This is a genomic window from Pseudomonas sp. Z1-14, assembly GCF_051132005.1.
Taxonomy (GTDB): domain Bacteria; phylum Pseudomonadota; class Gammaproteobacteria; order Pseudomonadales; family Pseudomonadaceae; genus Aquipseudomonas.
This window is the reverse complement of the sequence record NZ_CP071646.1, coordinates 2,374,084-2,394,772: the sequence shown is the minus strand read 5'-3', so window position 1 is coordinate 2,394,772 and position 20,689 is coordinate 2,374,084. Positions and strand designations below refer to the sequence as shown.

Genomic DNA, 20,689 nt, shown 5'->3' with positions numbered 1-20,689 from the left:
GGGAGCAAGCTCCCTCGCCACGGAAAGCACCCACGGAGTCCGGACGTCATACCCGCACCTCTTTCCCCTCAGGCCGGGCAAACCGACGGCCCAGACGATCGAAGTACAGGTAGATCACCGGGGTGGTGAACAAGGTCAACACCTGGCTCACCAGCAACCCGCCCACCATCACCAGGCCCAACGGCTGGCGCAACTCGGCGCCGGAGCCGGTGGCGAGCATCAGGGGCACCGCGCCAAACAGCGCCGCCAGCGTGGTCATCAGGATTGGCCGGAAGCGCAGTAACGCGGCCTGGTAGATGGCCGTCTGCGGATCCAGACCCTGGTTGCGTTCGGCGTCCAGGGCGAAGTCGATCATCATGATCGCGTTTTTCTTGACGATGCCGATCAGCAGGATGATGCCGATGATCGCGATCATGCCCAGGTCATTGCCGGTGAGGATCAACGCCAGCAAAGCGCCGATGGCCGCCGAGGGCAAGGTGGACAGGATGGTGATCGGGTGGATGTAACTTTCGTACAAGACCCCCAGCACGATGTACATGGTCACCACCGCAGCCAGGATCAGCAGCAAAGTGCTCGACAACGATGCCTGGAACGCCTGCGCCGCGCCCTGGAACTCGGTCTGCACGCCCACTGGCATGCCGATGTCCTGCTGGACCTTTTCGATCACCTCCACCGCATGCCCGAGGGCCACGCCCGGCGCCAGGTTGAACGACATCATCACCGCCGGGAACTGGCCGATGTGGGCGATTGCCAGTTGCGCCTGACGCTCTTCGACACGGGCCAGGCTCGACAGGCGGACCTGCCCGCCGTCAGTGGTCTTGACGTGGATCTGGTCAAGCGCCTGCGGCCCGAGCTCTTCCCCGGCCTGGGCCTGAAGCACCACGCGGTACTGGCTGGCCTGGGTATAGATGGTGGATATCTGTCGCTGGCCGAACGCGTCATACAGCGCATCGGTGATGTTCGACACCGACACGCCCAGGCGTGACGCGGCGTCGCGATCGATGACCAGGTAGACCTGCAAGCCTTTGTCCTGCAGGTCACTGGCGACATCGGTCAGTTCCGGCTGTTGGGCCAGGGCCTCGACCAGGCGACCGCTCCACAGGCTGAGCAACTCGGCGTCCGGCGAAGACAGGCTGAACTGGTACTGGGTGCGGCTGACCCGGTCTTCGATGGTCAGGTCCTGCACCGGCTGCATGAACAGGCGAATGCCCACCAGCCGGTCGAGCTGCGGTTGCAGGCGGGCGATGATCTCGCTGGCGCTGTCGTCCCGCTCGCTGTGGGGCTTGAGGTTGATCAGCAGGCGTCCGCTGTTTAGCGTGGCGTTGTCGCCGTCGACACCGATGTAAGAGGACAGGCTCTGCACCGCCGGGTCGGCGAGGATGACCTTGGCCAGCTGCTGCTGGCGCTCGCTCATGGCGGCGAAGGAAATTGACTGCGGCGCTTCGGAAATGCCCTGGATCACGCCCGTGTCCTGCACCGGGAAAAAGCCCTTGGGCACGGCCAGGTACAACACCACCGTCAGCACCAGGCTGCCCACCGCCACCAGCAGGGTCAGCGGCTGATGCTTGAGCACCCATTGCAACTTGCGCCCGTAAGCGGCGATCAACCAGTCGATCCAGGCACCGCTGGCCCGGTAGAAGCGGCCCTGCTGCTCTTCCTTGGGCTCGCGCTTGAGCAAGCGGGCGCACATCATCGGCGTCAGGGTCAGGGACACCACCAAAGAAATCAGGATCGCCACCGCCAGGGTGATGGCGAACTCGCGGAACAATCGCCCGACCACGTCCGCCATGAACAACAGCGGGATCAGCACCGCGATCAACGACAGCGTCAGGGAAATCAGGGTGAAACCGATCTGCCTGGCGCCCTTGAGCGCGGCTTGCATCGGGCTGTCGCCCTCCTCGATGAAGCGCGCAATGTTCTCCAGCATGACGATGGCATCGTCCACCACAAAACCGGTGGCGATGGTCAGGGCCATCAGGGTCAGGTTGTTGACGGAAAACCCGGCGAGGTACATCACGCCAAATGTACCGATCAACGACAGCGGCACGGCCACCGACGGAATGATCGTGGCGCTGACCCGCCGCAGGAACAGGAACGTCACCATCACCACCAGGGCAATCGCGATCAGCAGTTCGTGCTGCACATCGGTGACGGAGGCGCGGATGGTCTGGGTGCGGTCGGTCAGCACGGTCACGTCGAGGCCGGCCGGCAGGTTATCGGTGATGCTCGGCAGCAGCGCCTTGATCCGGTCCACCACCTCGATGACGTTGGCCCCGGGCTGGCGCTGGATGTTCAGCAGCACGGCCTGGTTTTCGTTGGCCCAGGCGGCGAGGCGTTCGTTCTCCGCGCCGTCGACGATCTGTGCCACGTCCTTGAGCCGCAATGGCGCGCCGTTGGCGTAGGCCAGGATCAGCTCGGCGTAGTCCTTGGGCGAGGTCAGCTGATCGTTGGCGTCGAGCATCGACACTCGCGTCGGGCCGTCGAAGTTGCCCTTGGGCTGGTTGACGTTGGAAGCGCCGATCAGGGTCCGCACGTCGGCCAGGTTCAGCCCGGCGGCCGCTAGTGCCTCCGGGTTGACCTTGATCCGCACGGCCTGGCGCTGGCCGCCGGCGATGGTCACCATGCCGACGCCGCTGATCTGGGCGATCTTCTGCGCCATTCGCGTGTCCACCAGGTCATTGAGCTTGGGCAGCAGCATGGTCTTGGAGGTGATCGCCAGCGTCAGCACCGGGGTGTCCGCCGGGTTGACCTTGTTGTACACCGGCGGCGCCGGCAGGTCGGTAGGCAACAGATTTGTCGCGGCGTTGATCGCGGCCTGCACCTGCTGCTCGGCGACATCCATGTTGATGTCCAGATTGAAACGCAGGGTGATTACCGACGCACCACCGGAACTGGTGGAAGCCATTTGGGTGAGGCCCGGCATCTGCCCGAACTGCCGCTCCAGGGGCGCGGTCACGGCGCTGGTCATGACATCAGGACTGGCGCCCGGGTACAGCGTCATCACGCGGATGGTCGGGTAGTCGACCTGGGGCAGTGCCGACACCGGCAGCAGCCGATAGGCAATCAGGCCGGCCAGGACAATCGCCAGCATGCTCAACGTGGTGGCGACCGGGCGAAGGATGAACAGCCGCGAGAGATTCATGCGCCGCCCTTTTTCGCCTTGTCGGCCGCGGTCGGCTCAGTCGGGGCCGCGGCCGTCTTGCCTTGCAGGTGTTCGGTCGGCGTGGTCGGCACCTCCTGGCTGTCGTTGACCACTTCCACCTCGCTGCCCTCCTTCAAGCGGTCGGTGCCTTCGAGCACCACCCTGTCGCCGGCGGCCAGGCCCTCGGTGACAATGGTTTTTTCGCCATCGCTGGCACCGATCTTGAGCTTCCTGATGGTGACTTTCTTGTCGCCATCAAGGGCGTAGACGAAGGTGCCGTTGGTGCCGAACTGGATGGCTGCGGTCGGCGCCAGGACCACGCCCTTGAGGGTGTCGGCCAGCAGGCGCACGTTGACGAACTGGTTGGGAAACAGCGACTGGTCGCGGTTTTCGTAGCGCGCCTTGAATTTCAAGGTGCCGGTGGTGACGTCGATCTGGTTGTCGAGGCTTTGCAGAACACCGCTGGCCTGGAGTTTCACATCGCCACGGTCCCATGCCTCGACCGGTAGTTTCGCTCCGCTGCGATAGCGGGCGAGCACGGTTTCGAGGTTGTTTTCCGGCAGGGTGAACACGACGCTGATGGGCTGGGTCTGGGTGATGACGGCCAGGGCCGTGGTGTCGTTGGCGGCCACCAGGTTGCCGATGTCCAATTGACGCAAACCTACGCGGCCGCTGATCGGCGCGCGGATCCTGGTGAATTCCAGGTTGAGCTTGGCGTCGTTGACCGCTGCCTGGTTGGTCTTGACCGTACCCTGGTACTGACCCACCAGCGCAGCGGCGGTGTCGAGGGTCTGCTTGGCGATACTGTCTTCGGCGTAAAGGCCGCGATAGCGTTCCAGGTCGACCTGGGCATTTTTCAGTTGGGCCTGGTTTTGCAGCAGCGTGCCTTCGGCCTGGAGCAAGGCATTCTGGTAAGGACGTGGGTCGATTTCCGCCAGCAGGTCGCCGGCCTTGACCATCTGCCCTTCTTCAAAGGCGATCTTCACCAACTCGCCGCCGACCCGACTGCGAACGTTGATCGTATTGAGCGCGGTGACCGTGCCCAGCGCCTTGTAATACAGGGGAAAATCCCCGGTGACCGCTGGCGCCACCCGAACCGGAATCGGCCCCGTCGCCCCGCCAAACCCTGGCCGCATGCCGCCCGAGCGCCCCGCGTGTCCAGCCGCGGCTTTGTGCTCTGCGCCGTTTTTCGGGTCGGTACTGGCGGGCCAGAACTTCCAGGCCAGCAGCGCGATGACCAGTACGACAAACAGGCCGAACAGCCAGCGACGGGATTTGCGGGAAACAGAGGATTGCATGGAGTGGTCAACCATTGGGCGCGTGAGCTTCTTTTACAGGAGGCTGAACGATAAGCACTGGCGGATATTTAGCAAAGCGCCTTTACCGGCAATTTACCTTGGGCTTACATTCCGCCCGGTTAGCTAAAGCCTTGAAACACAAATGAAAACGGCCTGGTCAGGCCAGGCCGTTAACAATTGTAATAAATACTTTATTTCAGAGCAGTTATTTCAAAGCACTTACTTCAGGACAGCCAGCGCCGCGTCGTAGTTCGGCTCTTCGGCGATTTCCTTGACCAGCTCGCTGTGCAGCACGGTGTCGTTTTCATCCAGCACCACCACGGCACGGGCAGTCAGGCCTTTGAGCGGGCCGTCGGCAATAGCAACGCCGTAGTTCTCAATGAACTCGGCACCGCGCAGGGTCGACAGGTTCTGCACGTTTTCAAGGCCTTCGGCACCACAGAAACGGGCCTGGGCGAACGGCAGGTCGGCGGAGATGCACAGCACTACGGTGTTGTTCAGGTCGTTGGCCTGGGCGTTGAACTTGCGCACGGAAGTGGCGCAGGTCGGCGTATCGACGCTTGGGAAAATGTTCAGCACTTTGCGCTTGCCGGCGAAATCCTTCAGGGAAACGTCCGACAGATTGCCGGCAACCAGGGAAAAGGCTGGCGCCTTGGAACCGGCTTGGGGCAACTGGCCGTTGACTTGGACAGGGTTGCCTTTGAGAGTGACTTGAGCCATGAACGGATTCCTTCTGACAGGTTTGAAAATGGTGAGGCCGGAGTTAACCATGAAATGGTGCTTCGACCTATGCCTGCACACAAAAAGTCACGAGTGACCGGGCCTGCTATTTAGCCTTGAGCTGCAAATATGACTGATGCAGATCCGCCGCCCAGCCATCGATGACTCCTTTGACATCATCGGGCTTCATGACCTGGGACTCGTTCGACAACGGTTTACCCGTGCCCTTGCGCACCACCTGGGCGATTACCGCATTATTGCCACCGTCGAGAAACACCGCTTCGGTGCCCAGGGTGGTTTCCTGGTCACGAATGCCGCTGGCGGTACTGACCGCGGCGGCCACCAGGGCGATCGGAATCACTTCGTAGGGTTTCAGGCCCTCGGTCTTGCTGCTGACCGCGGTGATCGCCGCCCGCACCACCAGGACACCCGGGCCAGGGCTGGTCGCCAGCGGCAGGGACTTGCCGGCTTCACGCTTGAGCGCCTGGTCGTAGTAGCTGGTGATGCCGGCCAACGTTGCCGACGGGATTTTCACCGTCGCTTGCGGCTTGGGGTACAGCTGGGTCGGTTCGATATAGATGCGGGAGTACTTCGCCAGATCGATCGTCGGATCGACCCAGCGCATCACCTCGGCCCCCGACGGCGATTTTTCTTCCTTGAGCCGGCTGTAGTCCCCCAGGAACCCGGAATACTCGTCCGGCTGGGTGACTTTGCTGGAGCAGCCCGCGAGCGCGAGCGAGGCGATGCAAACGGTGCCGATCATGGAGGCGAACTTCATGCTGTTACTCCTGTAAGCCACACCCGACGGGGGGCGGAACTACAGGTATAGCCAATGCGCGGGGTTTTGCCCGGCCAAGCGTATTCAGCTTCGCTCGCGCGGTATAAGACTCTGCAACTGCTGAGCGAGGAAATTTGCATCGAAGACGTAGGTGTCCGGATCCTTCAGCCCGTTGGTCCTGCGCCATTGCCACTGCGCTGATGGCGGCTGGCAAACCAGGGAAATGCTGCCGTGGCGAGTGGCGGTCAGGCCGATGATGGACAAGGAAATCAACCCGCCCGCGCCCATCACATCCGGCACAAACTCAACCGGTTTACCGGTAATGGACAACGTCAGTTTTTCCGTCTTGAAAGTCGACGTCTCGGCAGGAACGCTCGGCCCATGGGCGACATACGCGCCACGGCTCAACTCCAACAGGTTCGGCGCCAGGACCGGCGCCAACCATTGCTCGATCTGCCCGTACAACGCCTCGATCCGCTCAGCCCATACTGCCGAGTGAGCCTGGTGCTGCTGCTTCTTGTGCGCTTCGCTGTCGGCGTAGTGACGGAGCATTTCGCCCAATTGCTGTACATCGTCCATGGCGCTGTTCCTTTATAAGGGGGTGTTGCAAAGCGCGATGATGACAGGTTCGCACGGCTGCGTACGTAAAAGAACCGTGCCGCCACCTTCGCGAGCAGGCTTGCTCCCACAACGGACCGAAGGCACCGACGATCATGCCCTCCTGCCTCGATTGCCCAGCTTTTGTGGCGAGGGAGCTTGCTCCCGCTGGGTTGCGAAGCAGCCCCAATTGTCGAATGCGTTCTGCCTGATGCACCGAGGTGCTTGGTTTCAGGGCTGCTGCGCAGCCCAGCGGGAGCAAGCTCCCTCGCCACGGTTTTAGGATGGCTGCGCAGTACGTGACTCCCTGTCCCCGTGGGAGCGAGCCTGCTCGCGAAGGGGCCTCAGGCTTTATTGGATAAATTACTGATGCTGCACCTGCACCATCGAGCTCACCTGCACCCGCGCGTGCATCTGCTCCGCCCCGCCGCCCCGGCGCATGCCGCGCACCGGGCAGGCGTCGAGGTAGTCCAGGCCGATCGCCAGTTTCAGGTGGCGATCGGGACGGGTCAGGCGATTGGTTACGTCGAAACTGTACCAGCCATCCCCCAGCCAGGCTTCAGCCCAGGCATGGCTCGCCAGGTGGTTTTCGTCTTCGGTGCACAGGTAGCCGGACACATACCGCGCCGGCACGCCAAGGCTGCGGGCACACGCCACGAATGCATGGGCGTGGTCCTGGCAGACGCCGGCACCGCCGGCAAACGCCTCGGCCGCCGTGCTGCTGACCGCAGTAGTGCCGGGAAGGTAGGCCATGCGATCGGCAAGGCCATTCATCAAGTCGGCCAGCGCCGAACGATCACGCCGTGCCCCGCACCGGGCCACGGCGAAAGCGCTGAGACTCTCATCGGCCTGGCTGAGACGGCTGGTGCGCAGGAACGGCAGCGGTGACTGGCTGTCAGGCTCCATCTCGACGGCCTGGTCGATCTGTACTTCACCGTAAGCGGTCAGTACCAGAGCCCCATGCGGCTCGTCCATGGTCATGACATGCAGGATGTTGCCGTAAGGATCGAGCTGGCTGCGCACCAGGCGTGGCAACTCCAGGTGCCATTGCAGAATGCGCTGGCGCGGGCTGTCCTTGGGCGTCAGGCGCAGGAATTGGATGCTGGTGCAGACTTCGTCGGCATAGCTGTAGGTCGTGTCGTGGCGAATGGACAATTTCATACCACCTCCAGGTAGGCATCGTGGACGGTCTGGCCCAGGTGGCGGATCTGGCCGATGAGTTCGGTCAGCCATTGATGCAGGCCCGACGCGAGGATCTCGTCGATGCCGGAATAACGCAGGCGCGCATTCAATTCCGCGGCCAGGCGCTGGGCCGGACGACCGTTGTTGCCAGGCAGGCTGGCGAGGATATGGTCCAGTTCTTCGATGCACGCATGCAGCGAGCGCGGCACGTCGGCCCGCAGCAGCAACATCTCCGAGACCTGCTCGGCGTTGGGTGCGTTACGGTAGATCTCGTTGAACGCCTCGAACGAAGACAGCGCCCGCAACAAGGCACTCCATTGGTAATAGCCGCGCGCCGAGTTGTCGCTGACCTCCTCCGACTCCTCGCCGAACATCTCGTAGCGCGCGTCCAGCAGGCGCAAGGTGTTGTCCGCGCGCTCGATGAAGGTTCCCAGGCGAATGAAACTGTAGGCGTCGTTGCGCATGATCGTGCCCGACGTCGCTCCGCGGAACAGGTGCGAACGCTCCTTGACCCATTCGCAGAAATGGCTGATGCCGTAGCGGCCCAGGCCGTTACTGGCGATGTTGCGCATCTCCAGCCAGGTGGCGTTGATGTTTTCCCACATGTCGGCGGTGATGCGTCCGCGCACGGCGTGGGCATTGGTGCGCGCGGCACGCAGGCAGCTATAGATACTGCCGGGGTTGGCTTCATCCAGAGCAAAGAAATGCAGCATGCGCTCGCTGTTGAGCGCGTCATAACGGGCGTTGTAATCGTCCAGCGTACCGGCCGCCAGCAGCGACATTGCCAGCTCGGCATGCCCGTCGCTGCGCCCGGCCTGGGGCATCAACGACAGCGAATAACTGACTTCGAGCATGCGCGCCAGGTTCTCGGCGCGCTCCAGGTAGCGGGACATCCAATAGAGGTCCGAAGCGGTTCTTGAAAGCATGTCTTAGTCCTCCACTACCCAAGTGTCCTTGGTGCCGCCACCCTGGGACGAGTTCACCACCAGCGAGCCTTCGCGCAGCGCCACGCGGGTCAGGCCGCCCGGTACCAGGCGGGTTTCCTTGCCGGACAGCACGAACGGACGCAGGTCGATGTGGCGCGGGGCGATGCCGCTTTCGACAAAAGTCGGGCACGTGGACAGGCTCAAGGTCGGCTGGGCGATGTAGGCCTCCGGCCGGGCCTTGAGACGGGCACGGAAATCCTCGATTTCCGCTGCGGTGGCGGCCGGCCCCACCAGCATGCCGTAGCCGCCGGAGCCCTGGGTTTCCTTGACCACCAGGTCCGGCAGGTTCGCCAGCACATGGGACAGGTCCTGGGGTTTGCGGCACTGCCAGGTGGGCACGTTCTTCAGGATCGGCTCTTCGGTGAGGTAGAAGCGGATCATCTCGTCGACATAGGGGTAGATCGACTTGTCGTCCGCCACGCCAGTGCCGACGGCGTTTGCCAGCACCACGTTGCCGGAACGATAGACCGCGACCAGCCCGGGCACGCCGAGCATCGAATCGGGATTGAACGACAGCGGATCGAGGTAGGCGTCGTCAAGGCGACGGTAAATCACATCCACCTGCTGGGGGCCGGCGGTGGTGCGCATATAGACGTGGTCGTCACGCACGAACAGATCGGCGCCCTCTACCAGCTCCACGCCCATTTCCCGGGCCAGGAACGCATGTTCGAAATAGGCACTGTTGAAACGCCCCGGGGTCAGCACCACGGCGGTAGGGTTGTCGAGTGGACTTGAGCTTTTGAGGGTATCGAGCAGCAGGTTCGGATAGTGGTCGATGGGCGCCACGCGCTGGGCGGCGAACAATTCTGGGAACAGGCGCATCATCATCTTGCGGTCTTCGAGCATGTAGCTCACGCCGCTGGGCGTGCGCAGGTTGTCCTCCAGCACGTAGTAGCTGCCGTCTCCGTCGCGAACCAGGTCGACACCGGCAATGTGCGCGTAGATGCCACGGTGCAGGTCCAGGCCCTGCATTGCGATCTGGTAGCCCTCGTTGGCCAGCACTTGCTCGGCCGGAATGATGCCTTCCTTGAGGATGCGTTGCCCGTGGTAGATATCGGCCAGGAACATGTTCAGGGCCTGGACCCGCTGGATGCAGCCACGCTCGACCGTCTGCCATTCGCTGGCCTTGATGCTGCGGGGGATGATGTCGAAGGGGATCAGGCGCTCGGTGCCCTGCTCGTCGCCGTAGAGGGTGAACGTGATGCCCGCGCGATGAAACAGCAGGTCGGCTTCGCGGCGGCGTTGCTCTAACAGCTCCAGCGGCGTTTCCGCCAGCCAGCGCGAGAAGGCTTGGTAATGCGGGCGGCAGTCACCCTGTGCGTCATACATTTCATTGAAAAAAGCGTGGGGCATAGCCAACTCCCAGCCGTGTCGTACACGGCATTTCTTATGACTTCGTCATTTCACCAGTCTGGCCTTGCCTTGTTTGATGAGCCTGTTCCTTGGAGCACCTCTTGGTTTTTGCGTCTTTGAGCCGTAGCAAACGCTGTGCCTAAGCGCGGAGACATCCACACAATGCTGGAAAAAACGGCGCGCAATGCTGAAAAAGCGAAATTTCTTTTCTATTTGACGGCAAAAATCGGTTTGCTGGCTGAAACGTTTATTTCAGTGCCCGGCGTCGATACCACAAACGGGTCGAATCGGTGCAGTCGGGCGGGAAGTTGGCCTCGGATGCCCTGAAAAGGGGAAATTTATACCCACCGGCAAAAATGGCCGGGTTTACCCAACGATAGCTCAAGCGCCGAGATTTCGCGGGAAAGCACATCGTGGCGAGGGAGCTTGCTCCCCTGGGGCGCGAAGCGGCCCCATCACCGGCAGCCTTCACCTGTTAAACCGAGTGGGCTTCTTTGCGGCGACTGCGTCGCCGAGCGGGAGCAAGCTCCCTCGCCACGGGGCTGCCTGGCATCCTCAAGACCTCCTGCCCACCCCCAGCCTTCCGTCGCCTTCCCTCGCACAAATCCCAAGCCGCCACTTGCACCAGCAGTATTATGGTATACCATCATACGAACAGACACTTTCCCCCACGGAGCAGCCCATGAGTTTCGAAATTCGCAAGATCGTCAGCTATGTCGAAGAAACCTTCATCGAAGGTGGCAAGGCCACCGACAAGCCGGTGACCATGGTCGGGCTGGCGGTGGTCATGAAGAACCCTTGGCTGGGCCGTGGTTTTGTCGAAGACCTGAAACCGGAAATCCGCGCCAATTGCTCCGATCTCGGCGCGCTGATGGTCGAGCGCCTGGTGGGCATCATTGGCGGTGCGCAAAAGATCGAAGCCTATGGCAAGGCCGCAGTCGTCGGTGCCGACGGCGAGATCGAGCACGCCTCCGCCGTGATCCATACCCTGCGTTTCGGCAACCATTACCGCGAGGCGGTCAAGGCAAAGAGCTACCTGAGCTTCACCAACAAGCGCGGCGGCCCCGGCACCTCGATCCAGATCCCGATGATGCACAAGGACGACGAAGGCCTGCGCTCGCACTACATCACCCTGGAAATGCAGATCGAAGACGCTCCACGCGCCGACGAAATCGTCGTGGTGCTGGGCTGCGCCGATGGCGGGCGCCTGCATCCACGCATCGGCAATCGTTACATCGACCTGGAAGAACTGGCCGCCGAACAGGCCCAGTGATCCCACCGGGGCAACCACAATAAAAAAGGCATGCAGGAGCGCTCCATGATTCGGCTCACCGCTGAACTCACCCCGGCCGGCACCAGTTACCTGGCAACCGGCCAAGGCCAGCCCGTGGTCCTGATCCACGGCGTGGGCCTGAACAAAGAAATGTGGGGCGGCCAGGTCGTTGGCCTGGCCACGAAGTATCGCGTCATCGCCTACGACATGCTCGGCCATGGCGCCAGCCCGCGCCCTGCCACCGACACTGGCCTGCTCGGGTACGCCGATCAGCTGCTGGAGTTGCTGGACCACTTGCAACTGCCCCAGGCCAGCGTGATCGGCTTTTCCATGGGCGGCCTGGTGGCACGCGCCTTCGCCTTGCATTACCCGCAGCGCCTGCAAGGCCTGGTGGTGCTCAACAGCGTGTTCAACCGCAGCGCCGAACAACGCGCGGGGGTCATCGCCCGCACCGCCCAGGCCGCCGAGCATGGGCCGGACGCCAACGCCGAAGCCGCGCTGTCGCGCTGGTTCAGCCGCGAATACCAGGCGGCCAATCCGGCGCAGATCGCCGCGCTGCGCCAGACCCTCGCGCAGAACGATCCCCAGGGTTACCTGACCACTTATGAGCTGTTCGCCACCCAGGACATGTACCGCGCCGACGACCTGGGCAGCATCCAGGCGCCGACGTTGATTGCCACCGGCGAACTGGACCCCGGCTCGACCCCGGAAATGGCCCGGCAACTGGCCGAGCGGATTCCCGGCGCCACGGTTGCCGTGCTCGCCGAGCAACGGCATATGATGCCGGTAGAGTCGCCGCGCCTGGTCAACCAGTTGCTGCTGGAATTCCTCGACACGGCCAATACCCGACAAAATCCAATAAAGGGGATCGTTGCATGACACTCGCACGCTTTTCGATGTGCATCGGCGGTGAATGGGTCGATGCGCTGTCCGGCAAGACCTTCGAGAGCCTGAACCCGGCGCTGGCCGAGCCCTGGGCCGAGCTGCCCGATGCCGACGAAGCCGATGTCGATCGCGCCGTACAAGCCGCACAAACGGCCTTTGACAGCCCGGCCTGGCGCGGACTGACCGCCACTGCTCGGGGCAAACTGCTGCGCCGTCTCGGTGACCTGATCGCCGAAAACAAGGAAAAGCTGGCCCAGCTCGAAAGCCGCGACAACGGCAAGCTGATCCGTGAAACCCGTGGCCAGGTCGGCTACCTGCCGGAGTTTTTCCACTACACCGCAGGCCTCGCCGACAAGCTCGAAGGCGGCACCTTGCCCCTCGACAAGCCGGACCTGTTCGCCTACACCGTGCACGAAGCCATGGGTGTGGTCGCCGCGATCATCCCCTGGAACAGCCCGCTCTACCTCACCGCGATCAAGCTCGCCCCGGCGCTGGCGGCCGGCAATACCATCGTGATCAAGCCGTCCGAGCACGCCTCGGCGACGATCCTGGAGCTCGCTCGGCTGGCCCTGGAAGCCGGAATCCCGCCGGGCGTGGTCAACGTCATCACCGGCTACGGCCCGAGCACCGGCGCCGCCCTCACCCGCCATCCGCTGGTACGCAAGATTGCCTTCACCGGCGGCGCGGCCACGGCCCGGCATGTGGTGCGCAGCAGCGCCGAGAACTTCGCCAAGCTGTCATTGGAGCTGGGCGGCAAATCGCCCAACATCATCTTTGCCGACGCCGACCTCGACAGCGCCATCAACGGTGCGATTGCCGGCATCTACGCCGCCTCCGGCCAGAGCTGCGTGTCCGGATCGCGATTGCTGGTGCAGGATGAAATCTACGACGAGTTTGTCTCGCGACTGGTGGAGCGCGCCCAGCGCATTCGCATCGGCAACCCCCAGGAAGACGCCAGCGAAATGGGCCCCATGGCCACCGCGCAGCAACTGGCCGTGGTCGAAGGCCTGGTGGCCGATGCCATCGCCGAAGGCGCACGCCTGCGTACCGGCGGCAAGCGCCCGCAGAACCTTGGCGCCGGCTGGTTCTACGAGCCGACCCTGTTCGAGTGCGATCGCAATTCGATGAAAATCATGCAGGAAGAAGTCTTCGGCCCGGTGGCCTCGGTCATTCGTTTCAAGGACGAAGCCGAAGCCCTGGCGATCGCCAACGACTCGCAGTTCGGCCTCGCCGCCGGCATCTGGACCCGTGACCTGGGCCGCGCCCATCGCCTGGCCCGGGACGTGCGATCCGGGATCATCTGGGTCAACACCTACCGCGCGGTCTCGGCCATGGCGCCGATCGGCGGGTTCAAGAACAGTGGCTACGGACGCGAAAGCGGCATCGATTCAGTGCTGGCCTATACCGAGCTGAAAACGGTGTGGATCAACCTTTCCCAGGCGCCCATGCCTGACCCGTTCGTGATGCGCTAGGAGTCCTGAGAAATGATCGAACCCGGCATCTACAAAGAAGTCATGAGCTCGTTCCCGTCCGGCGTCACGGTGGTTACCACCCTGGACCCGGAGGGCAATATCGTCGGCATCACCGCCAGCGCTTTCAGCGCCTTGTCCATCGACCCGGCACTGGTGCTGTTCTGTCCCAACTATGCCTCCGATACGTACCCGATCCTGCGCGACAGCAAGCAGTTCGCGATCCACTTGCTGTCCGCCGACCAGACCGCCGAAGCCTACGCCTTCGCCGGCAAAGGCAAGGACAAGGCCAAAGGCATCGACTGGCACCTGAGCGATTTGGGCAATCCGTTGCTGGGTAAAGCCACGGCAATCATCGAGTGCGAGCTGTGGCGTGAATACGACGGTGGCGATCACGCGATCATCGTCGGCGCGGTGAAGAACCTGATCCTGCCCGCGCAACCGGTCACGCCGATGATCTACCACAAAGGCAAGCTGGGCCCGCTGCCCGCGCTGGCTTGAGGGCTGCACATATCCCCCTGTGGGAGCGAGCCTGCTCGCGAAGGCGGTGGATCAGCTGGTGATGATGCGTCTGACACAGCGCTTTCGCGAGCAGGCTCGCTCCCACAGGTCCATCACTAGTTTCAGGAATCCGTATGAGCAACGAAAAATACCAGCAAGGCCTGAAGATCCGCACCCAGGTACTGGGCCAGGACTACGTCAACCGGGCCATCGAGAACGCCGACGATTTCACCCGGCCGCTGCAGGAAATGGTCACGGAATATTGCTGGGGCCATGTCTGGGGCCGCGAGGGTTTGTCGCTCAAGGAGCGCAGCATGATCAACCTGGCGATGATCTCGGCGCTCAATCGTCCGCACGAACTCAAGCTGCATGTGCGCGGCGCCTTGCGTAACGGACTGAGTCGTGAGCAAATACGCGAAATTCTGCTTCAGGTCGGCATTTATTGCGGCGTCCCCGCTGCCGTAGACAGTTTCCGGCTTGCCCGCGAAGCCTTCGCCGAAGCCGACGCCGAGGCCTCCAGTCAACCCTCGGCTGTTTGAACTGAACGAGCATGGATGTTTGCCCGTTTTGCATGGACAGCCACATAACAGAGCGGACCCCATGAAACGCCTGCCACTCGACGACAGCTTCAAGGTCAATCGCAACCCCATTACCCTGCGCGAAATCGTGCTGGATAAACTGCGAAGCGCCATCATGAACTTCCAGCTGCTGCCGGGCGATCGCTTGGTCGAACGCGACCTGTGCGACCGCCTGGGCGTGAGCCGTACGTCGGTGCGTGAAGCCCTGCGTCACCTCGAATCCGAAGGCCTGGTGGAGTTCGCCGATGCCAAGGGTCCACGGGTGGCGATCATCACCCTGGCCGATGCCGGTGACATCTATGAGCTGCGTTGCGTGCTCGAAGGCCTGATCGTCCAGCTGTTCACCCTGCGGGCCAAGGCCAAGGACATCAAGGCCCTGGAGAAAGCCCTCGAGGAAAACCGCAAGGCCCTCAAGGACGGCGAGCTGCAGCAGGTGCTGGATTCGGTCCAGGGTTTCTACGACGTACTGCTTGAAGGTTCCGGCAATCACGTTGCCGCCACCCAGTTGCGCCAGTTGCAGGCGCGCATCAGCTACCTGCGGGCGACGTCGGTGTCCCAGGAAAACCGCCGTGGCAGCAGCAACCAGGAAATGGAACGCATGGTCGAGGCGATCAAGAGTGGCGATCCGCTGGTGGCCCACCAGGCCTGCGTCGATCACGTACGCGCCGCCGCCAAGGTCGCGCTGGAATACCTCAAGCGCCAACAGGAAGAGACCGGCAACATCCCGGAAATCACCGCGCCCATCGCGTTGAAAGAACCTCGCATAGGACGCTGATCATGTTCAGCCCGAGTTTTTGTCCAAAGTGTGGCGGCACTGACTTGAGCCAGCGCCTGCCAGCGGGCGATACCCATGAGCGGCTGATGTGCGGCGGCTGCGGCTACATCCACTACGTGAACCCGAAGATCATCGCCGGCTGCATCATCGAGCAGGACGGCAAATACCTGCTGTGCCAACGCGCCATCCCGCCGCGCCCCGGCACCTGGACACTGCCGGCCGGCTTCATGGAAGGCAACGAGACCACCGAGCAGGCGGCCCTGCGTGAAGTCTGGGAAGAGACCGGCGTGCGCGCCGAAATCATCTCGCCCTACTCGATTTTCAGCGTGCCGCAAATCAGCGAGGTGTACATCATCTTTCGCGCCATCGCGCTGGAAATCACCGGCGAGTTCGGCGCGGAAACCCTCGCCTGCCAATTCTTCGCTGCCGAAGACATTCCATGGGACAGCATCTATTACCCGGCCATCCGGCAGATCCTCGAACGTTACATAGAGGAACGCCAGGCCGGGGTCTACGGCATCTACATGGGCAACGACGACAGCGGCAAGATTCACTTCATCCGCTGACGCCTGCGATCAGGGCGCCACGCCCTCGACGATGATCACCTCGGCCCGCGCCACACCTTCACGGTGCTTCTTCGCCTGCTGATACTCCTCGCAGTGATAGCAGGCCAGCGCCTGTTCGTAGGAATCGAATTCGATCACCACGCTGCGCTGCGGCGTGGCCCTGCCTTCCATCGCTTCGCTGCGTCCGCCCCGGGCGAGCATCCGTGCGCCATACAAGGCAAACGCCGCTGGCGCGCGCTGGGTGTATTGGCTGTATTGATCGGGGTCGCTGACATCCACATGAGCAATCCAGTACGCCTTCATAGTGACCTCTGTGTTTGTTTTGTATTATGGTATACCACAAGCTGTTTCCATCCTGCACCCTCCAAAACAAAGAGAGCCCGCCATGGCCTTTAACAGCATTGAGGAAATCATCGAAGACTACCGCCTGGGCAAGATGGTGTTGCTGGTGGATGACGAAGATCGGGAAAACGAAGGCGACTTGCTGCTCGCAGCCGATTGTTGCAATGCCCAGGCGATCAGCTTCATGGCCCGCGAAGCGCGCGGGCTGATCTGCCTGACCTTGACCGACGAACACTGCCAACGCCTGGGCCTCGAACAGATGGTGCCAAGCAACGGCAGCGTGTTCAGCACCGCGTTCACGGTGTCCATCGAGGCCGCCACGGGCGTGACCACCGGTATCTCCGCCGCTGACCGGGCGCGCACCGTCGCCGCCGCTGTTGCTCGTGACGCGGGGCGGGCCGACATCGTGCAACCGGGGCATATCTTCCCCCTGCGGGCCAAGGAAGGCGGCGTACTGACCCGCGCCGGGCATACCGAAGCCGGATGTGACCTGGCGCGCCTGGCAGGCTTCACGCCGGCATCGGTGATTGTCGAAGTCATGAACGATGACGGCACCATGGCGCGCCGGCCGGACCTGGAAATTTTCGCCCGCAGGCACGGCATCAGGATCGGCACCATCGCCGACCTGATCCATTACCGCCTGAGCACCGAGCACACGGTGGTGCGCATCGGTGAACGGGAACTGCCGACGGTGCATGGCACCTTCCGCTTGTTCACCTTTGAAGACCGCATCGAAGGCGGCGTGCACATGGCGATGGTCATGGGCGACATCCGCCGGGAAGAGCCGACGCTGGTGCGCGTGCATGTGATCGATCCACTGCGCGACCTGGTGGGTGCCGAGTACAACGGCCCGTCCAATTGGACGTTGTGGGCGGCGCTGCAACGGGTCGCCGAGGAAGGTCGTGGCGTGGTGGTGGTGCTGGCCAACCACGAGTCATCCCAGGCGTTGCTCGAGCGTGTGCCGCAGCTCACCCAGCCGCCCCGCCAGTTCAGCCGTTCCCAATCGCGCATCTATTCTGAAGTGGGGACCGGCGCGCAGATTCTGCAGGACCTGGGTGTCGGCAAGCTGCGGCATTTGGGGCCACCGCTCAAGTATGCCGGGTTGACCGGGTACGACCTGGAGGTGGTGGAGAGCATTCCTTTTACCGGGTAGGCAGGGACAACCCCCATTTACCCTGTGGGAGCGAGCCTGCTCGCGAAAGCGGTATGTCAGGCAACATTGAAGTCGACTGAACGACCGCTTTCGCGAGCAGGCTCGCTCCCACAGTAGATCACCGCAAAATTCCGTCAGGCAGATAGCCGGTACGGCAAAACCCTTGCAGAAAGTTTGGAATACCATAATATGATATTCCATCGACCGAACGCTTCTGCCTACCCTGGCGCGGTCACCTCCAAGACCCGCTTGACCCAAAGCTCCCGATAAGTGGGCGAACAGAAGCCCACTCAATAAACACAACAATGAGGGCGTGAACATGGTGTTGAAGAAAAGTGCAGCCGCAATTCTTTTTGCCGGCCTGCTGAGTATCACCAGCCAGGCGACGATGGCCGCTGAAAGCGTCAACTTCGTCAGTTGGGGCGGCAGCACCCAGGACGCGCAGAAGCAGGCCTGGGCCGATCCGTTCAGCAAGGCCAGCGGCATCACCGTGGTCCAGGATGGCCCGACCGACTACGGCAAACTCAAGGCCATGGTCGAAAGCGGCAACGTGCAGTGGGACGTGGTCGATGTCGAGGCCGACTTTGCCCTGCGCGCCGCCGCCGAAGGCCTGCTCGAACCTCTCGATTTCTCGGTCATCCAGCGCGACAAGATCGACCCGCGCTTCGTCTCCGACCACGGTGTCGGCTCGTTCTATTTCTCCTTCGTACTCGGCTACAACGAAGGCAAGCTCGGTTCGGGCAAGCCAACGGATTGGTCCGCGCTGTTCGACACCAAGACCTACCCCGGCAAGCGCGCCCTCTACAAATGGCCAAGCCCTGGCGTGCTGGAACTGGCTCTGCTGGCCGATGGCGTGGCGCAGGACAAGCTCTATCCGCTGGACCTGGACCGCGCCTTCAAGAAACTCGACACCATCAAGAAAGACATCGTCTGGTGGGGCGGCGGCGCCCAGTCCCAGCAATTGCTGGCGTCCGGCGAGGCCAGCATCGGCCAGTTCTGGAACGGTCGGATCTATGCCTTGCAACAGGACGGCGCGCCCGTCGGCGTGAGCTGGAAGCAGAATCTGGTCATGGCCGACATCCTGGTTATCCCGAAAGGTGCGAAAAACAAGGCAGCCGCCATGAAATTCCTGGCCAACGCCAGCAGCGCCAAGGGCCAGGCCGATTTCTCCAACCTGACCGCCTACGCCCCCGTCAACGTTGACAGCATCGCGCGCCTGGATTCGGTGCTCGCCCCCAACCTGCCGACCGCCTACGCCAAGGATCAGATCACGCTGGATTTTGCGTACTGGGCCAAGAACGGTCAGGACATCGCGACACGGTGGAATGAATGGCTGGTCAAATGAAAATGGCGGCAGCGGCAACCCCTCGCACCGGGGGCGCCGTCGGCGCTGCCGGTCCGGCCGTGGCGCGCAAGCAGACGCCGTCGTTGATGCAGCGCTGGCGCGGCGCCGGCAACCTGATTCCTGCGCTGCTGTTCCTCGGGTTGTTCTTCCTGGCGCCACTGATCGGCCTGCTGCTGCGCGGCGTGCTGGAACCCGTGCCGGGCCTGGGCAACTACGAGCAGCTGTTCGCCAACTCGGCTTACGCCCGGGTGTTGTTCAACACCTTCTCGGTGGCCGGGCTGGTGACGTTGTTCAGCCTGCTGCTGGGCTTCCCGCTGGCCTGGGCCATCACCCTGGTGCCCCGTGGCTGGGGCCGCTGGATGCTGAACATGGTGCTGCTGTCGATGTGGACCAGCCTGCTGGCCCGCACCTATTCCTGGCTGGTGCTGTTGCAGGCCTCGGGCGTGGTGAACAAGGCATTGATGGCCCTGGGCATCATCGACCAGCCGCTGGAGATGGTGCACAACCTCACCGGCGTGGTGATCGGCATGAGCTACATCATGATCCCGTTCATCGTCCTGCCGCTGCAGGCAACCATGCAAGCCATCGACCCGATGATCCTGCAGGCCGGTTCCATCTGCGGCGCCAGCCCCTGGACCAACTTCTTCCGGGTGTTCCTGCCGCTGTGCCGGCCGGGGCTGTTTTCCGGCGGGCTGATGGTCTTCGTCATGTCTCTCGGTTACTACGTGACCCCGGCCCTGCTGGGCGGCGCGCAGAACATGATGCTGCCGGAATTCATCATCCAGCAGGTGCAGTCGTTCCTCAACTGGGGCCTGGCCAGCGCCGGTGCCGCCTTGTTGGTGGCGATCACCCTGGTGTTGTTCTACTTCTACCTGAAGCTCCAGCCGGAATCCCCGGTGGGCGCCAGCAACGCGAGGTAAGCCGCCATGCTCCTGACTCCCAATGCCATGAGCCGACGCATGCGGTTCGGCCTGTACTTCACCACCGGCGTGATCGCCTTGTTCCTGCTGCTGCCGATCGTGTTCATCGTGCTGCTGTCGTTCGGCTCGTCGCAGTGGCTGGTGTTTCCGCCGCCGGGCTGGACCTTCAAATGGTACGGCCAGTTCTTCTCCAACCCGGACTGGATGAGCGCCGCGCTGACCAGCCTCAAGGTCGCGGTGCTGACCACCGTCTGCGCCGTGGCCCTGGGCCTGCCTACCGCGTTTGCCCTGGTACGTGGGCGCTTCCCCGGCCGGGAAATGCTCTACGGCCTGTTCACCCTGCCGATGATCGTGCCGCTGGTGATCATCGCCGTGGCGGTCTACGCGCTGTTCCTGAAACTCGGCTACACCGGGACGATGTTTGCCTTCGTGGTCAGCCATGTGATCGTCGCGCTGCCGTTCACCATCATCTCGATCATCAACTCGCTCAAACTGTTTGACCAATCCATCGAGGATGCGGCGGTGATCTGCGGCGCCTCGCGCCTGCAAGCGGTGTTCAAGGTGACGTTTCCGGCCATTCGCCCGGGCATGGTCGCCGGCGCCTTGTTCGCATTCCTGGTGTCGTGGGACGAGGTGGTGCTGAGCGTGATGATGGCCAGCCCGACCCTGCAGACCCTGCCGGTAAAAATGTGGACCACTTTGCGCCAGGACCTGACGCCTGTGATCGCCGTCGCTTCGACGCTGCTGATCGGCCTCTCGCTGCTGGTAATGGTGATCGCCGCCGCCCTGCGCCGGCGCAACGAAATCAGCGCCTGAGCGCCTAGGA

General features: G+C 62.7%; 20 protein-coding genes. 11 read left to right on the top strand and 9 right to left on the bottom strand.

The window, feature by feature from the left end; genetic code table 11:
- Window positions 1-46 precede the first annotated feature (46 nt).
- The 8 genes from J3P89_RS10995 to J3P89_RS10960 form a co-directional block, all read right to left on the bottom strand.
- Window positions 47-3,142 (bottom strand): MdtB/MuxB family multidrug efflux RND transporter permease subunit, encoded by a 3,096-nt coding sequence (locus J3P89_RS10995; protein ID WP_434697524.1) that lies wholly within the window; start codon window positions 3,140-3,142, stop codon window positions 47-49.
- Complete coding sequence (locus J3P89_RS10990) at window positions 3,139-4,455, bottom strand: MdtA/MuxA family multidrug efflux RND transporter periplasmic adaptor subunit (protein ID WP_434697523.1); 1,317 nt, start codon at window positions 4,453-4,455, stop codon at window positions 3,139-3,141. The genes J3P89_RS10995 and J3P89_RS10990 overlap by 4 nt, the downstream gene beginning before the upstream one ends.
- Window positions 4,456-4,659: 204 nt before the next feature.
- Window positions 4,660-5,160 (bottom strand): thiol peroxidase, encoded by a 501-nt coding sequence (gene tpx, locus J3P89_RS10985; RefSeq protein ID WP_434630446.1) that lies wholly within the window; start codon window positions 5,158-5,160, stop codon window positions 4,660-4,662.
- Window positions 5,161-5,266: 106 nt separating this feature from the next.
- Complete coding sequence (locus J3P89_RS10980; protein ID WP_434697522.1) at window positions 5,267-5,938, bottom strand: DUF3313 domain-containing protein; 672 nt, start codon at window positions 5,936-5,938, stop codon at window positions 5,267-5,269.
- An 84-nt stretch (window positions 5,939-6,022) separates the two neighbouring features.
- Window positions 6,023-6,517 (bottom strand): hypothetical protein, encoded by a 495-nt coding sequence (locus J3P89_RS10975; protein ID WP_434697521.1) that lies wholly within the window; start codon window positions 6,515-6,517, stop codon window positions 6,023-6,025.
- Between the two features lie 381 nt (window positions 6,518-6,898).
- Entirely contained in the window at window positions 6,899-7,696 is a 798-nt protein-coding gene (locus J3P89_RS10970) for a transglutaminase family protein (protein ID WP_434573730.1), read from the bottom strand.
- Window positions 7,693-8,643 (bottom strand): alpha-E domain-containing protein, encoded by a 951-nt coding sequence (locus J3P89_RS10965; RefSeq protein ID WP_305500558.1) that lies wholly within the window; start codon window positions 8,641-8,643, stop codon window positions 7,693-7,695. The genes J3P89_RS10970 and J3P89_RS10965 overlap by 4 nt, the downstream gene beginning before the upstream one ends.
- A 3-nt stretch (window positions 8,644-8,646) precedes the next feature.
- Window positions 8,647-10,056 (bottom strand): circularly permuted type 2 ATP-grasp protein, encoded by a 1,410-nt coding sequence (locus J3P89_RS10960; protein WP_434657282.1) that lies wholly within the window; start codon window positions 10,054-10,056, stop codon window positions 8,647-8,649.
- Between the two features lie 682 nt (window positions 10,057-10,738).
- Between J3P89_RS10960 and J3P89_RS10955 the strand changes: the two genes are divergently transcribed.
- The 7 genes from J3P89_RS10955 (at window position 10,739) to J3P89_RS10925 (ending at window position 16,103) form a co-directional block, all read left to right on the top strand.
- Window positions 10,739-11,329, top strand: a complete 591-nt coding sequence (locus tag J3P89_RS10955) for an amino acid synthesis family protein (protein WP_305500555.1) — start codon at window positions 10,739-10,741, stop codon at window positions 11,327-11,329.
- Window positions 11,330-11,374: 45 nt separating this feature from the next.
- Window positions 11,375-12,208, top strand: coding sequence for an alpha/beta fold hydrolase (locus J3P89_RS10950; RefSeq protein ID WP_434697520.1), 834 nt, complete (start codon window positions 11,375-11,377; stop codon window positions 12,206-12,208).
- Window positions 12,205-13,686, top strand: coding sequence for an aldehyde dehydrogenase (locus J3P89_RS10945; protein WP_434697519.1), 1,482 nt, complete (start codon window positions 12,205-12,207; stop codon window positions 13,684-13,686). The genes J3P89_RS10950 and J3P89_RS10945 overlap by 4 nt, the downstream gene beginning before the upstream one ends.
- Window positions 13,687-13,698: 12 nt before the next feature.
- The gene (locus J3P89_RS10940) at window positions 13,699-14,184 is read left to right on the top strand and encodes a flavin reductase family protein (protein ID WP_305500551.1); all 486 of its coding nucleotides are present in this window, start codon (window positions 13,699-13,701) and stop codon (window positions 14,182-14,184) included.
- Between the two features lie 134 nt (window positions 14,185-14,318).
- Complete coding sequence (locus tag J3P89_RS10935) at window positions 14,319-14,723, top strand: carboxymuconolactone decarboxylase family protein (protein ID WP_305500549.1); 405 nt, start codon at window positions 14,319-14,321, stop codon at window positions 14,721-14,723.
- Window positions 14,724-14,784: 61 nt separating this feature from the next.
- Entirely contained in the window at window positions 14,785-15,537 is a 753-nt protein-coding gene (locus J3P89_RS10930; RefSeq protein WP_434697518.1) for a GntR family transcriptional regulator, read from the top strand.
- A gap of 2 nt (window positions 15,538-15,539) precedes the next feature.
- Entirely contained in the window at window positions 15,540-16,103 is a 564-nt protein-coding gene (locus J3P89_RS10925) for an NUDIX hydrolase (protein WP_434697517.1), read from the top strand.
- Window positions 16,104-16,112: 9 nt separating this feature from the next.
- On the opposite strand, the gene J3P89_RS10920 is transcribed toward J3P89_RS10925, so the two are convergent.
- Window positions 16,113-16,406 (bottom strand): DUF1330 domain-containing protein, encoded by a 294-nt coding sequence (locus J3P89_RS10920; RefSeq protein WP_434697516.1) that lies wholly within the window; start codon window positions 16,404-16,406, stop codon window positions 16,113-16,115.
- Window positions 16,407-16,488: 82 nt separating this feature from the next.
- On the opposite strand from J3P89_RS10920, the gene ribBA reads away from it, so the two are divergent.
- The 4 genes from ribBA to J3P89_RS10900 all read left to right on the top strand — a co-directional run bounded on the left by ribBA (window position 16,489) and on the right by J3P89_RS10900 (window position 20,679).
- Window positions 16,489-17,598, top strand: coding sequence for a bifunctional 3,4-dihydroxy-2-butanone-4-phosphate synthase/GTP cyclohydrolase II (gene ribBA, locus J3P89_RS10915; protein ID WP_434697515.1), 1,110 nt, complete (start codon window positions 16,489-16,491; stop codon window positions 17,596-17,598).
- 319 nt (window positions 17,599-17,917) lie between these two features.
- A complete protein-coding gene (locus tag J3P89_RS10910) occupies window positions 17,918-18,943 on the top strand; it encodes an ABC transporter substrate-binding protein (RefSeq protein WP_434697514.1) in 1,026 nt (341 codons plus the stop codon).
- Window positions 18,940-19,863, top strand: coding sequence for an ABC transporter permease (locus J3P89_RS10905; RefSeq protein ID WP_434697974.1), 924 nt, complete (start codon window positions 18,940-18,942; stop codon window positions 19,861-19,863). Before J3P89_RS10910 ends, J3P89_RS10905 begins: the two co-directional genes overlap by 4 nt.
- A 6-nt stretch (window positions 19,864-19,869) precedes the next feature.
- A complete protein-coding gene (locus tag J3P89_RS10900; RefSeq protein ID WP_434601024.1) occupies window positions 19,870-20,679 on the top strand; it encodes an ABC transporter permease in 810 nt (269 codons plus the stop codon).
- The last annotated feature ends 10 nt before the right edge of the window (window positions 20,680-20,689 follow it).

Excerpts from the sequence above, each read along its gene's own strand:
- J3P89_RS10995 (WP_434697524.1), bottom strand. The coding sequence starts at position 3,142 with ATGAATCTCTCGCGGCTGTTCATCCTTCGCCCGGTCGCCACCACGTTG.
- J3P89_RS10990 (WP_434697523.1), bottom strand. The coding sequence starts at position 4,455 with ATGGTTGACCACTCCATGCAATCCTCTGTTTCCCGCAAATCCCGTCGC.
- tpx (WP_434630446.1), bottom strand. The coding sequence starts at position 5,160 with ATGGCTCAAGTCACTCTCAAAGGCAACCCTGTCCAAGTCAACGGCCAG.
- J3P89_RS10980 (WP_434697522.1), bottom strand. The coding sequence starts at position 5,938 with ATGAAGTTCGCCTCCATGATCGGCACCGTTTGCATCGCCTCGCTCGCG.
- J3P89_RS10975 (WP_434697521.1), bottom strand. The coding sequence starts at position 6,517 with ATGGACGATGTACAGCAATTGGGCGAAATGCTCCGTCACTACGCCGAC.
- J3P89_RS10970 (WP_434573730.1), bottom strand. The coding sequence starts at position 7,696 with ATGAAATTGTCCATTCGCCACGACACGACCTACAGCTATGCCGACGAA.
- J3P89_RS10965 (WP_305500558.1), bottom strand. The coding sequence starts at position 8,643 with ATGCTTTCAAGAACCGCTTCGGACCTCTATTGGATGTCCCGCTACCTG.
- J3P89_RS10960 (WP_434657282.1), bottom strand. The coding sequence starts at position 10,056 with ATGCCCCACGCTTTTTTCAATGAAATGTATGACGCACAGGGTGACTGC.
- J3P89_RS10955 (WP_305500555.1), top strand. The coding sequence starts at position 10,739 with ATGAGTTTCGAAATTCGCAAGATCGTCAGCTATGTCGAAGAAACCTTC.
- J3P89_RS10950 (WP_434697520.1), top strand. The coding sequence starts at position 11,375 with ATGATTCGGCTCACCGCTGAACTCACCCCGGCCGGCACCAGTTACCTG.
- J3P89_RS10945 (WP_434697519.1), top strand. The coding sequence starts at position 12,205 with ATGACACTCGCACGCTTTTCGATGTGCATCGGCGGTGAATGGGTCGAT.
- J3P89_RS10940 (WP_305500551.1), top strand. The coding sequence starts at position 13,699 with ATGATCGAACCCGGCATCTACAAAGAAGTCATGAGCTCGTTCCCGTCC.
- J3P89_RS10935 (WP_305500549.1), top strand. The coding sequence starts at position 14,319 with ATGAGCAACGAAAAATACCAGCAAGGCCTGAAGATCCGCACCCAGGTA.
- J3P89_RS10930 (WP_434697518.1), top strand. The coding sequence starts at position 14,785 with ATGAAACGCCTGCCACTCGACGACAGCTTCAAGGTCAATCGCAACCCC.
- J3P89_RS10925 (WP_434697517.1), top strand. The coding sequence starts at position 15,540 with ATGTTCAGCCCGAGTTTTTGTCCAAAGTGTGGCGGCACTGACTTGAGC.
- J3P89_RS10920 (WP_434697516.1), bottom strand. The coding sequence starts at position 16,406 with ATGAAGGCGTACTGGATTGCTCATGTGGATGTCAGCGACCCCGATCAA.
- ribBA (WP_434697515.1), top strand. The coding sequence starts at position 16,489 with ATGGCCTTTAACAGCATTGAGGAAATCATCGAAGACTACCGCCTGGGC.
- J3P89_RS10910 (WP_434697514.1), top strand. The coding sequence starts at position 17,918 with ATGGTGTTGAAGAAAAGTGCAGCCGCAATTCTTTTTGCCGGCCTGCTG.
- J3P89_RS10905 (WP_434697974.1), top strand. The coding sequence starts at position 18,940 with ATGAAAATGGCGGCAGCGGCAACCCCTCGCACCGGGGGCGCCGTCGGC.
- J3P89_RS10900 (WP_434601024.1), top strand. The coding sequence starts at position 19,870 with ATGCTCCTGACTCCCAATGCCATGAGCCGACGCATGCGGTTCGGCCTG.